The 15954-nt window shown below is 75.5% G+C and carries 11 protein-coding genes; 6 read left to right on the top strand and 5 right to left on the bottom strand.

The window, feature by feature from the left end; all coding sequences use genetic code 11:
* Positions 1–19: 19 nt before the first annotated feature.
* Both ACPYO4_RS08260 and ACPYO4_RS08255 read right to left on the bottom strand, forming a co-directional pair.
* Positions 20–1204 carry a MalY/PatB family protein gene (locus ACPYO4_RS08260; RefSeq protein WP_425708742.1) on the bottom strand — a complete coding sequence of 395 codons (1185 nt, stop codon included), beginning with the start codon at positions 1202–1204 and terminating at the stop codon, positions 20–22.
* A 22-nt stretch (positions 1205–1226) separates the two neighbouring features.
* Complete coding sequence (locus tag ACPYO4_RS08255) at positions 1227–1820, bottom strand: TetR/AcrR family transcriptional regulator (protein ID WP_425708741.1); 594 nt, start codon at positions 1818–1820, stop codon at positions 1227–1229.
* Positions 1821–2152: 332 nt separating this feature from the next.
* Here ACPYO4_RS08255 and ACPYO4_RS08250 point away from each other — a divergent pair, with 332 nt between their 5' ends.
* Entirely contained in the window at positions 2153–4858 is a 2706-nt protein-coding gene (locus ACPYO4_RS08250; RefSeq protein WP_425708740.1) for a DNA translocase FtsK, read from the top strand.
* Between the two features lie 12 nt (positions 4859–4870).
* On the opposite strand, the gene ACPYO4_RS08245 is transcribed toward ACPYO4_RS08250, so the two are convergent.
* Positions 4871–5386 carry a metallophosphoesterase family protein gene (locus ACPYO4_RS08245; protein ID WP_425708739.1) on the bottom strand — a complete coding sequence of 172 codons (516 nt, stop codon included), beginning with the start codon at positions 5384–5386 and terminating at the stop codon, positions 4871–4873.
* Between the two features lie 166 nt (positions 5387–5552).
* Here ACPYO4_RS08245 and ACPYO4_RS08240 point away from each other — a divergent pair, with 166 nt between their 5' ends.
* Complete coding sequence (locus tag ACPYO4_RS08240) at positions 5553–7181, top strand: nucleotide disphospho-sugar-binding domain-containing protein (protein WP_425708738.1); 1629 nt, start codon at positions 5553–5555, stop codon at positions 7179–7181.
* 35 nt (positions 7182–7216) lie between these two features.
* On the opposite strand, the gene ACPYO4_RS08235 is transcribed toward ACPYO4_RS08240, so the two are convergent.
* Positions 7217–8527: a CapA family protein gene (locus ACPYO4_RS08235; RefSeq protein WP_425708737.1), complete on the bottom strand. Its 1311-nt coding sequence runs from the start codon at positions 8525–8527 to the stop codon at positions 7217–7219.
* Positions 8528–8594: 67 nt separating this feature from the next.
* Here ACPYO4_RS08235 and pgsA point away from each other — a divergent pair, with 67 nt between their 5' ends.
* From pgsA to ACPYO4_RS08220, 3 genes are all read left to right on the top strand, one after another.
* The gene (pgsA, locus tag ACPYO4_RS08230; protein WP_425708736.1) at positions 8595–9266 is read left to right on the top strand and encodes a CDP-diacylglycerol--glycerol-3-phosphate 3-phosphatidyltransferase; all 672 of its coding nucleotides are present in this window, start codon (positions 8595–8597) and stop codon (positions 9264–9266) included.
* Positions 9250–9762, top strand: coding sequence for a CinA family protein (locus ACPYO4_RS08225; protein ID WP_425708735.1), 513 nt, complete (start codon positions 9250–9252; stop codon positions 9760–9762). Before pgsA ends, ACPYO4_RS08225 begins: the two co-directional genes overlap by 17 nt.
* 207 nt (positions 9763–9969) lie before the next feature.
* Entirely contained in the window at positions 9970–10320 is a 351-nt protein-coding gene (locus tag ACPYO4_RS08220) for a helix-turn-helix domain-containing protein (protein ID WP_425708734.1), read from the top strand.
* 187 nt (positions 10321–10507) lie between these two features.
* Here ACPYO4_RS08220 and ACPYO4_RS08215 read toward each other — a convergent pair whose 3' ends face one another.
* Entirely contained in the window at positions 10508–15406 is a 4899-nt protein-coding gene (locus tag ACPYO4_RS08215; RefSeq protein ID WP_425708733.1) for a DEAD/DEAH box helicase, read from the bottom strand.
* A gap of 202 nt (positions 15407–15608) precedes the next feature.
* On the opposite strand from ACPYO4_RS08215, the gene ACPYO4_RS08210 reads away from it, so the two are divergent.
* Positions 15609–15830, top strand: a complete 222-nt coding sequence (locus ACPYO4_RS08210; RefSeq protein WP_425708732.1) for a DUF3046 domain-containing protein — start codon at positions 15609–15611, stop codon at positions 15828–15830.
* Positions 15831–15954: the final 124 nt, after the last annotated feature.

The following is a 15954-nucleotide window of genomic DNA, read 5'->3' as shown; positions in this document are numbered from 1 at the left end:
CTCGGGTCCGAGGTCTGACCTAGGCCGGGTCGCAGGCGGCGGCGATCCGCACGACGATCTCGGTGAGGATCGCCTCCGTGGTCGCGAGGGAGACCCGGACGTGCCCGGCGCCCGCGCCGCCGAACGCCGGGCCGTCCGCGGCGAGCACCCCGTGCCGGCGCAGCACCTGACCGGGGGTGTCGCCCAGGCCGTACTCACGCAGGTCGAGCCAGCCGAGGTAGGTCGCCTCCGCGGGGGAGACGCGTGCCTTCGGCAGGAGCTCGGACGCGAGCCGGACGAGCAGGTCGTGACGGCGGTCCATCTCCTTCACGAATCCGGCGAGCCACTCCTCCCCGTGGTCGTAGGCGGCCGTCACCGCGACGACCCCGGGGGTGGAGACCTCCTTGGCGAGGTGCGCCGCGTGCGTGTCCCACTCCCGTGCGGCCTCGGGGGTCGACGCGACGAGCTGGGCGCAGCGCAGACCGGGCAGGTTGAAGGACTTCGACGCCGAGGTCGCAGTCACAGAGTGCGCCGCCGCAGTGTCGCCGATGCTCGCGTAGGGCACGTGGACGTGGCCCGGGCGGACGATCGAGGCGTGGATCTCGTCTGCGAAGACGGTGGCGCCGCACCGGTCGACGACCTCGGCGATCGCCTCGAGCTCGGCGCGCGTGTGCACGCGGCCCGTCGGGTTCTGCGGGTTGCACAGGATGAAGAGGTCGCCGGGGCGCAGGGCCTCGGCGAGCGCGTCGAGGTCGTAGGAGTACGCGTCGCCCTCGCGGGCGAGGGGGACCTGGACGAGCTCGGTGCCCCACCGCGGCGGCACACCGAAGAAGCTCGGGTAGGCCGGCGTCGGCAGCACGATGCGTGCGCCGACCGGCAGGCGCCTGACCAGCTGGTGCATCGCGGAGAGCACGTCGGGCAGGAGGCGCACCCGGTCCGGGTCGACCTCGACCCCGTGCTGGCGGGTGAGGAAGCCGGCGCTCGCCTCGGTGCAGGCCCGCGTGAGCGCCGGTGAGATGTAGCCGAACAGCTGCTTGTCCACGGCATCGTGCAACGCCTCGAGCACGACGGGCGCGGTGCCGAGGTCGGACTCGGCGATGAACGTGCCGTAGAGGTCGGCGTCGGCGGGCCACGCGATACGGCCGCCGATCGCGCGCAGCGCCGCGACCTCCTCAGCGTGGGTCGTGACGCCGGCGGTGCCCGCGGCGTCCGTCGTCCCGGTCATCGGTGGTCCACCTGGCATGCGATCACGTGTGCTCCCTGTCGTGCGTCGAGGTCAGTGCGAGTCGTCCGAGCGCGCGCTCGAACCTGGCCTCATTGTCCTCCTCGCTGCCGGTGAGCACGTGGTCGATCTCCAGCAGGACCAGTCCGTGGACGAGGGCGAGCACGGTGGCGGCGTGCTCGTGGAGCTCCTCGGGGGACGTGTCCGGGGACAGGAGGCGTTCGACGGCGAGCATGATCTGGTGGGGGCCGTGCTCCCCGGTGAGCCGGGTCTGGCCGTGCCGCTCGGCGAGCACGCCGAAGGCCCGGTACACGTTCGGCATCTCCCGGGCGGCCCGGCGGTAGGCGTGGCACAGCGAGACGAAGTCCTCGAGCGGGTCCTCGTGCACCCGGCGGCGCGCGATGAGCGCCCGGAAGTCCTTCAGGCCCCGCCCGGTCACCTCGGCGACGAGCCGGTCGCGCGACCCGAACAGCGCGTAGACGCCGGCGGTGGTGGTCCCCGCCTCGGCGGCGACCGCGCGGATCGAGACGGAGTTCTCGCCGCCCGCAGCCAGCGCGCGTCCTGCGGCCCGGAGGAGGTCGGCGCGCAGGTCGTCGTCGTAGGGGCGCGGACGGGACATGCCAGCAGAATATGGCGTCATCGCCCGGCCCGTGCGTGCTCGGGTGGGGTAGTGCACCCCACGCCGGGCGTCGTGAGCCCACCGACGGCGACGTGCCGTGCACGCGATCCGGGTCGAGATCTCGGGCCCCGCGCCGTGCGGCGGCTATCGTGGCCCCGATGGCTACCCGTGCGTCTTCCCCCTCACGGCCGGCCCCGGCGGCACGCGGTGCGTCCTCCTCGCCGGCGCGTCCCACGCGCCCGCGCGGCGGCGGATCCGGCGGCAAGGGCACGGCAGGTCCGTCGCGCAGCGGCGGGACCGACCGACGATCGACCGGCAAGGAGGGCGGCTCAGTGCGACGCACCGGACCGGGCGACGGCTCGTCCGGCCCGAAGAGGCCCAGGTCCGGGATCCCCTCGGGCTTCCGCAACGACGCCATCGCGCTCGGCCTGCTCGCGCTCGCGATCGTCGTCGCCCTGCGCGAGTGGTTCGGCCTCTCGGGCCTCGCGGGCGTGCTCATCCACCACGCCGTCGCGGGCCTGGTCGGCGTGCTCGGCCTGCTCGTCCCCGTCGTCCTCGTCGTGCTCGCGGTCCAGCTGTGGCGCGAGGACCCCGAGGACCCCGACGACGACCTGCGCCCGCACGTCGTGATCGGCGTCGCGATCCTCGGCCTCGCCGTGGCCGCCGTCATCCACATCTTCGCCGGCTCGCCGTCCCCGATGGACTCGTTCACCGGCGTCGAGGACGCGGGCGGCCTGGTCGGCTGGGTGCTCGGCACGCCGCTCAACGCCCTGCTCTCGCCCTGGGGGGCCGTCCCGGTCCTCGTCCTGTTCGGCCTGTTCGGCGCCCTCGTGCTCACGGGCACGCCGATCCGTGCGCTGCCGGAGCGGACCCGCCGGGCCGCGGCCTGGATCTCCGGCCACGCCCCCGCCGGCCGCCACGGCGAGGACGACGCCGACGACCCCGCCGACGACGACGCGCCCCGGCGCGGACGACACCGCGGCGGACGCGGCCGCGACGGCGAGCGCACCGAGATGCTCGACCGGTACGCCGGCGACGAGGCGTTTGACCAGGCCGCCGAGGTCGGGCCCGGCCCCGCGCTCGAGGACGGGACGTCCGACGACGGCGCGCCCCGGCGCGCGAACGCCCGCCGCGTGCGCAGGCCCGGTCCGCACGACGTGGCCGTGTCCGCCACCGGGCCCTCCGGCTCCGCCGACCCCGCGGCAGGCTCCGACGCCGTGCTCACCGCCGCGGGCCTGGCGGCGGGCGGCGCCGCGGGCGGCGGTGGCGGCTCCTCCGCGGCGGAGCAGGGGGTGGGCCCCGAGGCTCCGCCGACCCGCACCCTCCCGGCGGCCGGCGAGCAGCTCACCCTGCCCGACGGCGACTACGATCTCCCGGCCGAGGCGCTCCTCGAGCAGGGTCCGCCCCACAAGGTGCGCTCCGCCGCGAACGACCGCGTCGTCGACTCGCTCACCCAGGTGCTCGAGGAGTTCGGCGTCGACGCCTCCGTCACCGGCTTCTCGAGGGGCCCGACGGTCACCCGGTACGAGCTCGAGCTCGGCCCAGGCGTCAAGGTCGAGCGCATCACCGCGCTGTCGCGCAACATCGCCTACGCCGTGGCCAGCGCCGACGTGCGCATCCTCTCGCCGATCCCCGGCAAGTCCGCGATCGGCGTCGAGATCCCCAACACCGACCGCGAGTCCGTCGCCCTCGGCGACGTCCTGCGCTCGGCCGTCGCGCGGGCGTCCGACCACCCGCTCGTCGTGGGTGTCGGCAAGGACGTCGAGGGCGGCTACGTCGTCGCGAACCTGTCGAAGATGCCGCACATGCTCGTGGCCGGCGCCACCGGCTCCGGAAAGTCGAGCTTCATCAACTCGATGATCACCTCGGTGATGATGCGGGCGACCCCCGAGCAGGTACGCATGGTCCTCGTCGACCCCAAGCGGGTCGAGCTCACCATCTACGAAGGCATCCCGCACCTGGTCACGCCGATCATCACCAACCCGAAGAAGGCCGCCGAGGCCCTGGAGTGGGTCGTGCGCGAGATGGACATGCGCTACGACGACCTGTCCACCTACGGCTACAAGCACATCGACGACTTCAACGTCGCGGTCCGCGCCGGGAAGGTCACGCCGCCCCCCGGGAGCGAGCGCGTCCTCGCGCCGTACCCGTACCTGCTGGTCGTCGTCGACGAGCTCGCCGACCTCATGATGGTGGCCCCGCGCGACGTCGAGGCCTCGATCCAGCGCATCACGCAGCTCGCCCGCGCCGCCGGCATCCACCTCGTGCTCGCCACGCAGCGGCCGAGCGTCGACGTCGTCACCGGCCTCATCAAGGCCAACGTCCCGAGCCGGCTCGCCTTCGCCACGTCCTCGCTCGCCGACTCCCGCGTGGTCCTCGACCAGCCGGGCGCCGAGAAGCTCATCGGGCAGGGCGACGCGCTGTTCCTCCCGATGGGGGCGAGCAAGACGATGCGCGTGCAGGGCGCCTGGGTCGGCGAGAGCGAGATCCACGGCGTCGTCGAGCACGTGAAGAGCCAGGCCGACCCCGTGTTCCGCGAGGACGTCACCGCGCCGGCCGGGGCCAAGAAGCAGGTCGACGAGGACATCGGCGACGACCTCGACGTGCTGCTCCAGGCCGCCGAGCTCGTCGTCACCAGCCAGTTCGGCTCGACCTCGATGCTCCAGCGCAAGCTGCGCGTCGGCTTCGCCAAGGCCGGCCGCCTCATGGACCTGCTCGAGTCGCGCGAGATCGTCGGCCCCTCGGAGGGCTCGAAGGCCCGCGACGTGCTCGTCCAGCCCGACGACCTGCCCGGCACCCTGGCGATGCTCCGCGGGGAGGACGCGCCGCAGCCCGCCGCCGACGGCGGGGGGCAGGCCGGGTACGCAGCGGCGCCGGCCGCCCCGGCCGGGTCCGCGGACGTCCCGTTCGACGCGGCCGCCGCGTCGGGGGAGGGGCAGACCGAGGTCGTGGCGCCGCCGCAGTGGGACGACGACGGGTACGACGGCTACGACGAGGGGTCCGGCGAGGACGCCTGGGAGCTCACCGACCGCCGCTGACACCGGCGGGGGTCAGGACTCCCGGTCGACGGCGGCGAGCCGCACGTCGCGCAGCTCGCCGCCGTCCACGACGGCCGTCATCAGCGTGCACTCCGGCTGCCGGCGGCGGTCGGTCGGCGAGCCGGGGTTGAGCAGGCGGATGCCGCCCGGCGTCACGCTGTCCCACGGGATGTGGCTGTGGCCGAACACCAGCACGTCCGGCGGACCGTCCGCGAACGTCGCGTCGATGCGCCGCTCACGCCCCTGTGCCGCGCCGGTCTCGTGGATCACGGCGAGCCGCACGCCCTCGATGTCGGCCCGCGCCACCTCGGGCAGGCGGGCGCGCAGGTCCGCGCCGTCGTTGTTGCCGTGCACGCCGACGAGCCGGGCCGACCGGTCCTGCAGCGCGTCGAGGGTGGCGGTGTCGACCCAGTCGCCCGCGTGGACCACGACGTCGGCCCCGTCGACGGCGCGCCAGACGTCGCCGGGGATGCGGCGCGACCGCGCGGGCACGTGTGTGTCGGAGATGAGCAGCAGACGGATCGCCATACGGACATGGTGCCGGGCCGCCACGAGCGATGCGGACACTCACTGGTCCGCGCAGCCCGGCACGGGCGGGGTCGCGGACGACCACCGTGGCGCAGCATCCGCGCACGTCGTTAATCGCGTGCCACCGGGTGTCGCCGGGTGGATGCTTGCCCCGTGCCGGCACGACGTGCCCGTCGACCCGCGAAGGACAGACAGGGCCGACTACCTCTTCGCCACCTGGGACGGTGGCGGCAACCAGGTGCCCGCGACCGCGATCGCGCACGAGCTGCGCGCCCGTGGCCATCGGGTACGGTTCCTCGGCCTGGCCACCCAGGCCGACGCCTTCCACGCGAAGGACCTGGAGTTCTCGCCCTACCCGACGGCGGGTGGGTTCACCGTGGGCGCGTCCCCGGCGGCCCTGCTGCGGCTCATCGCGAACCGGGCGATGGGGCGCGACGTGGTGGCCGACCTGAGGAGCCGGCCTGCCGACGTCGTCGTGGTCGACGCCGTGCTCTTCGGCGTGATGGACGAGCTGCGCAGGGCGGGGCGGGGGTACGCCGTGCTCGGCCACACGTTCGACGGCTTCCTGCGCAGATCTCTGCGCACGGGTGGGCCCCTGCTGCGGCTGCAGGGCCTGCGGCCGCTGGACCTCCTCGACTCGTCGCTGACGACCATGGTCGCCTCGGTCCCCGAGCTCGACGCCGGGCACGGCGACGTCGTGCACATCGGCCCTGTGGTGCGGGGCGAGCCCGCACGACCGCCGGAGCCGCTCGTCCTGGTCAGCCTCAGCACGTTCGGCTTCCGCGGCCTGGTGCCGACGTGGCAGCGGGTGCTCGACGCCGTCGACGGCCTGGACGTCCGGGTCGTGGCCACCACCGGACCGGCACTCGACCCCTCGGCGCTGCGCGTGCCCGGCAACGTCGAGGTGCACCGCTGGTTGCCGCACGCCGACATCCTGCCGCGGGCCTCGGTCGTCATCGGTCACGGCGGCCACGGGACGACCATGGCCGCGCTCGCCCACGGCGTGCCGCTGCTGGTCCTCCCGCTCGACCCGATGTCGGACCAGCCCGTCGTCGGCCACGCGATCGCGCGCGCCGGTGTAGGCGCGACGCTTCCCCGGACGACGTCTCCGGAGGACATCCGGGCCGCCGTGTCGCGGCTGCTCGCAGCCGGACCGCACCGCGCGGCTGCCGCCGACCTGGGGGAGCGGGTGCGACGACTGGACGGTCGGACCGGCGGGGCGGACCTGCTGGAGTCGATCGCCGGCCGGCCTCCGGTGGCCGGAGCCGCCCGCTCACGGGCCGGGCGCCCACGGGGCGGGCGCGACCTGCCGAGGGTGACCGCCGCCGTCGGGGTCGACCAGGTGCCGACCTCCACGATGTCCCGCACCGGCATCGACGCCCCCGACTACGCGGACGAGTTCACCCTCGACATGCCGGGCGCGGACACCGCGACGGCCGAGACCTGGGCGCGGGCGATGCTCGGCGACGTCCCGAGCCTCGCGGAGCGGTTCATCTTCCAGGTCCTCCTGCGCCTCCGGCTGGCCCGGACCGCCACCGACGAGACCGTCGCCGGGTTCGCGATCGCCGAGCGGACGGGCGAGCGCGTCCTGCTCGAGGCCGACTCGCCGCTCCTGCGCTGCCGTCTCCTGGTCCAGGTCCGCGAGCACAGCGTCAGCCTCACCACCGTCATGGGCTACCACCGGCGCCGGGGCCGGATCACGTGGACTCTGGTCTCCGCCGTCCACCGGCGTCTGGGCCCCGGACTCCTGCGCGAGGCGGCGGCGAAGGTCGGGCTCCCGGCACCGAAGGGCTGACCAGGAGGATCCGTCACCTCCGCGAACGTCTCTCCCTAGCTGCGGGGCTCGACCCGCGGCGGTTCCCCGGTGGGCTCCAGCGGCGTGTCGAACGAGGGCGGGTCATCACCCATGACCGAGTCGAGCCACGAGCTGTACGACTCGATCTGGGCGGGGTCCCACGCGGTGGTCGACGGGTCCGCCAGCGCCTCGTGCAGCGGCACGAGCCCGTAGTCCCCGTAGGAGTCCATCACGGTGCCCATCCACTCCACCGAGTCCACGCGGGCCGGGCCGTCGGCGGGCACCGTGATCGTCGCCTGCGTCATGAGCCCGACGGCGGTCTCCATGATCGTCGAGCTGCCCGGCTGCTGGCTGGCCAGGGAGTTGCCCATCGACCATACCACCCACATGCCCTGGCCGTCGACGCCACCCTCGAGCTGCTCGATCGGCTGCGGCGTGTGCGGGTGCGAGCCGAGCACCAGGTCGATCTCGCCGGAGTCCGCGAGGAGCTGCGCGGCGTCCTGCTGGTAGGCATTGGGCTCGAACGTGTACTCGTCGCCCCAGTGCATCGAGGCGACGACGACGTCGGCGCCCGCCTCGCGCGCGGCCACAGCCTGGTCCACGAGCGGCTCGTCGTCGATCATGTCGACCAGGTGCGGCTCGGCGACGGGTATGCCGTTCGTCGAGTACGTCGCCGCGACGTGGGCGACCGTGATGTCGCGTCCGCCCCGCTCGAGGACGTACATCTGCGGGACCGCCTGCTCCTCGGGCGTTCGGGCCGTGCCCGCATAGCCCAGGCCGGCCTCCTCCATCACCTCGATGGTGCGGATGACGCCTTCGGTCTGCTGGTCCACGGAGTGGTTGGTCGCCGTCGAGCACCCGTCGTAGCCGGCCTCGGCGAGCAGCGGGACGATGTCCGGCGGTGCCGCGAAGACGGGGTACCCCACCGGCTCCGCGCCCTCCTGCGTGATCGGGACCTCGAGGTTGCACAGCGCGAGGTCGGCGCCGGCGATGTAGGGGGCGACCGGCTCGATCATCGGCCAGTAGTCGTAGGAACCGTCCGGCTGGACGGCCTCGGCGTTCATCAGCGGGTAGGTGATGACGTCGCCGGCCGCGGCGAGGGTGAACGTGACGTCGTCGCCGGCCGCGGCGTCGTCGGAGGGGGTCTCCGCGCCATCCGAGCCGGACTCGCCACCGGCGTCCTCGCCGTCCCCGGCAGGGGCCCCGGGCGCGTCGTCGCCGGTGCCGGGTTCCTCGGGCTCGGAGCCGGACGCGAGGCGCATCGCGAGGACGAGAAGCCCCACGGCGAGCGCGACGACGAGCACGACGACGATCAGCAGCTCGGTGGTCCGCGACAGACGTGGCATGACCGAAGGGTGCCACGCCGAGCCGCCCGGGCGTGGGAGTCGGTCCGCGTGGTCCTACCCTTGGCGCATGACGTCGTCCGTCCCCGGTGCCGCGCAGGCGCCCCTGTGGAACATCGCGAACATCCTCACGATGCTCCGGATCGTGCTCGTGCCGGTGTTCGTCGTGCTCTTCCTGCTGGACGGCGACGCCATGCGGTGGGCCGCCGCCGCGGTGTTCGTCGTCGCCGCGATCACGGACAAGCTCGACGGTTACCTCGCGCGGTCCCGCAACCTCGTCACCGACTTCGGGAAGCTCGCCGACCCGATCGCCGACAAGACGCTCGTCGGGGCGGCGCTCGTTCTCCTGTCCTGGGCGGGCGAGCTGCCGTGGGTCATCACGATCGTCATCCTCGTGCGTGAGCTCGCGGTCACCGTGCTGCGGGACGTCATGCGGCGCCGCGAGGTCGTGATGCCGGCCTCGCAGGGCGGCAAGCTGAAGACCGTCCTCCAGCTCGTCTTCATCTCGGTGATGCTCGTGCCGTGGGCGACGTTCCTGTCGGAGCGGGTCTCCGACGTGCTCCTCTGGATCGCCCTGGTGATCGCGTGGGCAGCCATGACTGTCGCGCTCCTGTCGGGCATCCAGTACTTCGTGGCCGCCGCTCGGGCGATCCGCGAGGCGCGCGGCTCCGGGGCGGGCCCGGGCACGAGCGAGGTGGGACCGGGTGCGACCGGGGCAGGACCGGGTGCGACCGGCGCGTGACCCGCTGGCGCCGATCGTCACGGCCCTCGCGCGTGCCGGGCTCTCGCTGGCGGTCGCCGAGTCGCTGACCGCCGGGGCGCTCGCCGCCAGGCTCGCGGCCGTCCCGGGCGTCTCGGCGGTCCTCCGCGGCGGCGTGGTCGCCTATGCGAGCGACGTCAAGACCTCCGTCCTCGACGTCGACGCCGGTCTCCTCGACCACGGCGGACCGGTCCAGGCCGAGGTCGCGGTGCAGATGGCACGCGGCGCGGGTCTGCTCCTCGGGGCGGACGTGGCGCTCGCGACGACGGGCGTGGCCGGCCCCGGACCCGCCGACGGCCACGCGGCCGGCACCTTCCACGTCGCGTGCGCGCGGCCGGGCGGCGTGCGGACGCGGACGTGGCTGGCGGCGGGGACCCGGGCCGTGGTGCGGGAGGCGGCGGTCGGCGCGGCACTCGGGCTGCTGGTCGACGTCGTCGGGGACGTCGGTGCCGACCACTCGACCGGAGCAGCCGGGTAGACGGTGGACCCGGGCCGGGCCGGGACGTGCCGGTCCCGCGGCAGGACGAGCCCGGCCCCGACCACGGGAACAAGATAGGCGACGACCGTGTTGTGCCCGGTGATGATGCCCTCGACGAACCTCACCCGACCAGTCGGTCGTCCCGACCGGCACGATGTCACACGCCCCGGATCCCCTGCGCACGCCCGGGCCAGGTACCGTATCTCCATGCCCGCGGCCCCGACGGCCGACGAGCCCGAGCCCGACGAGAGGGGGACCCCCGTGCTGCTGCGCAACGTGATCGGCGACGTGCTCCGCGAGGTCCGTCAGCGCCAGGGCCGCACCCTGCGCGAGGTGTCCTCGGACGCGAAGGTCTCGCTCGGCTACCTCTCCGAGGTGGAGCGCGGCCAGAAGGAGGCCTCCTCCGAGCTGCTCGCCTCGATCTCCGAGGCACTGAACACCCCGCTGAGCCACCTCATGCGCGTGGTCTCCGGCCGGCTCGCGGCCCACGAGCCCGTGCGCGTGCCGGACACTGTGCCGGACGAGTTCCTCGACGAGCTGGCGCCCGCCGCGCCGTGAGTCGCTGAGCCGGACTCCCTGGGCCGCAGAGCCGAGGGGAGGCGCCCCGGCTCCACACGTACGACGCCGATGCCCCCGCCCGACCGGGCGGGGGCATCGGCGTGTCTGGAGGGCGTACCGGGGGACGTCCCGCGGTCGCGCCCGCCCCTCGCGACGGTGGGTGGAGGCCTCCGGGTCCGCGCACCGCTCACGACGGCGGGTGGAGGCCTCCGGGGCCCCGCACCCAGCCGGCCGCGACCAGCGCGCGCTCGGCCGGACCGGCCCCGTGCGTCCCGGCGGGCGGCGCGCCGTCGACCTGCCGGAGCGTGGCACGGGGCAGCCGACCGTCGCGCGCCTGGGCCGCGAGCGCCGTCGCCGCGGCCGGGAGTGCACCCGGATCAGTCGTGAGCGTGAGGAGCGACCGACCGCCGCGCTCGACGAACAGCGCCGGCACGGCGTCGACGAGCACGACGAACGCCCCCGGGCGCCGGGAGGGACGCAGCCCCTCGGTGGTCGGCCACGGCAGCGCGGCGCCGTACGGGTTCGCCGGGTCGGAGGCGGCGAGGACGTGAAGGACGGGCGCGTCGGTCGTGGCGCCCGGTCCCGACCCGTCCCGGCCCACCTCGCGGAGCGTGGCGAGCATCGCCTCGAGCGCGAACTGGGCGCCGCCGAGCCCGTCGACCACGTACCCGCGCCGCACCTGCCCGGCGTCCTCGAGCCGTCGCAGCACCTCGTAGGTGGCCGAGAACCCTCCCGGCAGCTCATCGACCCCCGACGAGTCGCGCGTGAGCACGCCGTGCGTCTCCACCAGCTGCGCCACCCGCGCGGCGAGGGCGACCGTCGGGTCCGGCTCGACGACCGAGCGGCGCACGAGCGACCACCTGCCGGCGAGGTCGCTCGGAGCGGCGGCGAGCGTGGAGCGTGGCCGGACGGCGGCGGTCGCGCGTCGCCGGAGCCCCCCGCGCATCGGCCGCGGCGGACGGGACGCGGTCCGGGCGCGGAGGGGCCCGCCCACCTGGGCGGCCCGGCTCCGGACGGCGGCGAACGTGTCCGACGTGACGATCCCCGAGGTCGCGAGCCACCACAGCGCCTCGCCGACCACGGCGGCGTCCGGCGGAGGGGCGTCCGGCGGAGCGGTCTCCGGAGCGACGGCGCCGGGAGGAGCGGTGCCCGCAGACGTGTCCGGGGGGACGATCTCCCGCGCGGGCTCGCCGAGGTCCCAGGGGTCGCCGGCGTCCGGCGCCGCCACCGCCGCGACCAGGTCGGACAGCGTGCGGGAGCCGCCGTCGGACAGCGCCCGCACCACCGACCGCAGCAGCCGCTCCGTCGGGAGGTGCTGACCGGGGCCCGGCTCGCCGGTCGGCGCCGACCAGGAGTCGCCGGCCGGTGCGAGGTCCGCGACGGCGTCGGCGGGCAGCAGCACCACCTGGTCCGGCGTCGCGGGGTGCGTGTGGGGCCCCCGGGCGACCCAGACGACCTCCCCGCCCGCGACCAGCTCGTCGAGCGTGCCGGGCCGATAGCCCGGCACGCGGCGGGGCAGCACGTGCGTCTCGAGCCCGACGAGCGGGAGCGGCCGGCCCGCGAGCCGGTCGATCGTGTCCAGGAGCGCGGCCTCGACCTCGGCACCGTTCGCGTCCCGTGGATTCGGCCCGGCACCCTCCGCCGCCACCCCGTGCCAGCGCAGCGTCGCGCGGGCGAGCACCGTCGGGTCGACGGCGTCGACCTCGCCGCGCAGCAGAGCCAGCGAGCGGCGCCTGATCCGCCGAAGCACGTCGGCGTCGACGAGCTCGAGCATCTCCGCGTGCCCGGTCACGCGACCGGTGACGAGCACCTCCTCGGCCACGAGCCGGTCCAGCGGCGCCCGCAGCGTCCCGACCGGCAGCCCGTACCGGGCCGCGACGTCGGCGGGGGTGAACGGACCGTGCGTGCGGGCGTAGCGGCGCAGCAGGTCGCCGAGCGGGTCCGCTACGTCGGCGAGGAGCTCGTCCGGGACGCCGTCGGGCAGGTCGACGCCCAGTGCGCCGCGCATGCGGCCCGCGTCCTCGGCCACCACCAGGTGCGGCTCGCCGCCGACCGCCACCTCGAGCACGCGCTCGGCCCCCACGAGCGCCTCCGCGACCGCCTCGACGTCGGCGGGCTCCTCGAGCCTCTCCGCCAGCTCGCTGCGCGGCAGCGGGCCCAGGCGGCGGACCAGGTCGACCGCCCCCTCGGCGTCGCGGGCCCGGGCCGCCTCCGTCAGCAGGCCGACCTCCGCGGCGACCTCCGCGACGGCGCGGGGGTCGAGGACGTCGACGAGATCTGCGGTGTCGCCCCCGAGGAGCTCGGCGAGCAGCGAGGTGTCGAGCGCGAGGGCCGCCGCGCGGCGCTCCCCGGGCGGCACGTCCTCGCCGTAGAGGAACCGCGCCGTGTAGCCCATGAGCAGCGAGCGCGCCCAGGGCGACGGGCGCGGGGTCGTCACCTCGACGACCCGCACGCGGCGCGCGGCGATCGCGGCCATGAGCTCGGTCAGCGCGGGGACGTCGTAGTCGTCCTGGAGCGCCTCGCGCACCGCCTCGAGCGTCATGGGGAACTCGGGGTACCGCGACGCGACCGTGAACAGGGCCGCGGCCCGGTGCCGCTGCTGCCACAGGGGCTGCCGCCTGCCCGGGAAACGGCGGGGCAGCAGGAGCGCGCGGGACGCCGCCTCGCGGAAGCGGGCGGCGAGCAGCGGCGAACCGGTGAGTGCGTCGACGACCCGGGACCGGACGTCGCCGGGATCCACGAGGAGGTCGCCCGGTCCGAGCTCCTCGGTAGCGCCGGGCGGGAGCCGCAGCACGATGCCGTCGTCGGCCGCCTGCGCCTGGGCGTCCGCACCCGTGCGCTCGCGGAGCGCGGCGGCGATCAGCAGCGCCCACGGCGCGTTGACCCGGCGGCCGGCGAGGCAGTGGACGACGATCCGCCAGTCGCCGAGCTCGTCGCGGAAGCGCTCGACGACGATCGTCTCGTCGTCGGGCACGGCGCTGGTGGCCTCGCGCTGGTCGGCGATCCAGGCGCCGATGCCGGCCGCCGTCTCCGGTGCCAGGGTGAGGCCCTCGGCGTCGGCGGTGCTCGTCGCCGGCCCCGGCCGGTCGGCGCCGGACGTGCCCGCGTTCCCCGTCCCGTCGGCCGGTGCCGGCCACTCGCGCACTGTCCTGCCGATCTCGGCACCGAACGTGGCGGGGCGGCCGAGGGTGTCGCCGAGCCAGAACGGCAGGCGGCCCGGCCGGCCCGGGGCGGGGGTGACGAGGACGCGGTCGGCGGTGATCGTCTCGATCCGCCAGGTGGAGTTGCCCAGGGTGAACGTGTCCCCGACCCGGGACTCGAAGACCATCTCCTCGTCGAGCTCGCCGACCCGCCGCGCGCCGGTCCCCTCGCCGCCCGAGAGGTAGACGCCGAACAGGCCGCGGTCGGGGATCGTGCCGCCGGAGGTGACGGCGAGCCGGGCCGCCCCGGGCCGCGCGCGCAGGAGGCCGGCCGCGCGGTCGTGCACGAGCCGGGGTCGCAGCTCCGCGAACTCCTCGGCCGGGTAGCGCCCCGACAGCATGTCGACCACTGCGTCGAAGGTGGCCTCGCCGAGGTCGGCGTAGCTGGCCGCCCGACGTACCCGCGTCAGCGCCTCGGCGGGGGAGAGGTCCTCGACGGCGACCATCGCCAGGAGCTGCTGGGCGAGGACGTCGAGCGGTGTGCGCGGGAGGGACGTCTGCTCCACCTCGCCCGCGAGCGCGCTGCGCGCCGCGACGAGGGTCGGCAGCAGCTCCGCGCGGTGGACCGGCAGGAGCACGCCGCGGGAGGTGCCGCCGACCTGGTGTCCCGCGCGGCCGACCCGCTGGACGGTGGACGCCACCGTCGGTGGGGCGCCGATCTGCACGACGAGGTCGACCTCGCCCATGTCGATGCCGAGCTCGAGGGTCGAGGTGGCGACGACGCACCTCAGCTCCCCGGACTTGAGGGCCTCCTCGGCGATCCGGCGCTCGGACGGACTCATCGACCCGTGGTGGGCGCGGGCCAGGACCGGCGTCAGGCCCAGCGAGGTGCCGGACTGGCCGGGCACCGTCGCGGGCCACACCTCGCCCTCGCCCTCGACGCCCGCACCGCCCCGTCGGCGGTCGTGCTCCTCGTTGACCTGCGCCGCCAGCCGCTCGGCGAGCCGCCTGGAGCCGACGAACACGATGGTCGATCGGTGCGACTCGACGAGGTCGACGACGCGCGCCGCCACGTGCGGCCAGATCGACGGCGGCTCGGGGCGACGCCCGGGACCTGCGGCGTCGTCGGGTGCCGCGGTGTCGTCGGGTGCCGCGGCATCCTCGGGCGCCGTGGCGTCCGGGGCGCTCCCGGGCGGCGGTCCCGGCGCCGCGAGGTCGGGCACCGGGAGCTGCACGTCGAGCTCGAGCCGCCGCGGCGAGGGCGGGGCCACCACGCGGACCGGCCGTCCGCCGTCGTCGAGGGAGCGCTCGCCCGCCAGCGCGCGGGCCACCTCCTCGGCGGGGCGCACCGTGGCCGAGAGGCCGACGCGCTGGACCGGGACCGGCGTGAGCGCGTCGAGCCGCTCGAGGCTGAGGAACAGGTGCGCGCCGCGCTTGGTGCCCGCGATCGCGTGGACCTCGTCGACGACGACGGTCCGCACGTGCGTGAGCGCCTCTCGCGCCGCCGAGGTGAGCATGAGGAACAGCGACTCGGGCGTGGTGATGAGGATGTCCGGCGGGCGCGTGACGAGGCGACGGCGCTCGGCCGGCGGGGTGTCCCCGGTGCGCACGCCCACGCGCAGGTCGGGCAGCTCGGCGCCGGTGCGGGCGGCCTCCGCGCGGATGCCGGCCAGCGGCCGGGAGAGGTTCCGCTCGACGTCGAACGCCAGCGCCTTGAGCGGGGAGACGTAGAGGATGCGGGTGCGCTGCGCCGTGTCCGGGACCGGCTCGGCGAGCATCTCGTCGATCGCCCACAGGAACGCCGCCAGGGTCTTGCCCGACCCGGTGGGCGCGACCACCAGCGCGTGCTCGCCGGAGGCGATCGCGTCCCACGCGCCCGACTGCGCGGGGGTCGGGGCCGCGAAGGCGCGCTCGAACCACGCGGTGGTCGCCGGTCCGAACGTCACCGGGACATCGTGGCAGGCAGGTCCGACGACGAGGTGCCGGGGCGCCGCTGCCGGGGCGCCGCTGCCGGGGCGACGCCGGAGCCGGGGCCGCTCCCGGGTCCGCGGTCGGCCCTTCGTCGTGCGGGCCGGCCCCGCGTGCGTCGTCGGTCTCACCGGCGCGTCCGCCGCTGCCGGGCCGGGGCCGCGGTGACACCCTGGTGCGGTGAAACGATCCGAGTTCGCGGCCGTCGCGCGCGAGGTCCTGGGGGAGGCGACGGCGTCGTCCTACCTCGCGGACCTCACGCTGGCCGGCGTCGGCTACCGGACGGCCGAGGAGGCCCTCGAGCAGGGTTACCGGCCGCGGGACGTGTGGGACGCGGTCGTCGACGAGCTCGGCCTGGACGCCTCGACGCGCTGGCACCACCGCCGCGAGCTCGACGAGTAGCCGCTCGCAGACCCGTGGCGACGCGCACGGCGTGTCGGAGGCGCTCGAACATCTGTTCGTCGTAGTGTGCTCCACAGGTGACGACGACTCCCGCTCGTCCACAGGCCAGTGGTGGGCGGGAACG

The organism is Georgenia sp. Z1491 (genome assembly GCF_049856175.1).
Classification (GTDB): Bacteria; Actinomycetota; Actinomycetes; order Actinomycetales; family Actinomycetaceae; genus JB111.
Note: the sequence above shows the minus strand (reverse complement) of the source record. Positions and strands in the feature narration are given on the sequence as shown.

Bases quoted from the DNA above. Each gene is read 5' to 3' on its own strand.
- pgsA (WP_425708736.1), top strand. From the start codon at position 8,595: ATGACGTCGTCCGTCCCCGGTGCCGCGCAGGCGCCCCTGTGGAACATC.
- ACPYO4_RS08245 (WP_425708739.1), bottom strand. From the start codon at position 5,386: ATGGCGATCCGTCTGCTGCTCATCTCCGACACACACGTGCCCGCGCGG.
- ACPYO4_RS08255 (WP_425708741.1), bottom strand. From the start codon at position 1,820: ATGTCCCGTCCGCGCCCCTACGACGACGACCTGCGCGCCGACCTCCTC.
- ACPYO4_RS08260 (WP_425708742.1), bottom strand. From the start codon at position 1,204: ATGACCGGGACGACGGACGCCGCGGGCACCGCCGGCGTCACGACCCAC.
- ACPYO4_RS08220 (WP_425708734.1), top strand. From the start codon at position 9,970: ATGCCCGCGGCCCCGACGGCCGACGAGCCCGAGCCCGACGAGAGGGGG.
- ACPYO4_RS08235 (WP_425708737.1), bottom strand. From the start codon at position 8,527: ATGCCACGTCTGTCGCGGACCACCGAGCTGCTGATCGTCGTCGTGCTC.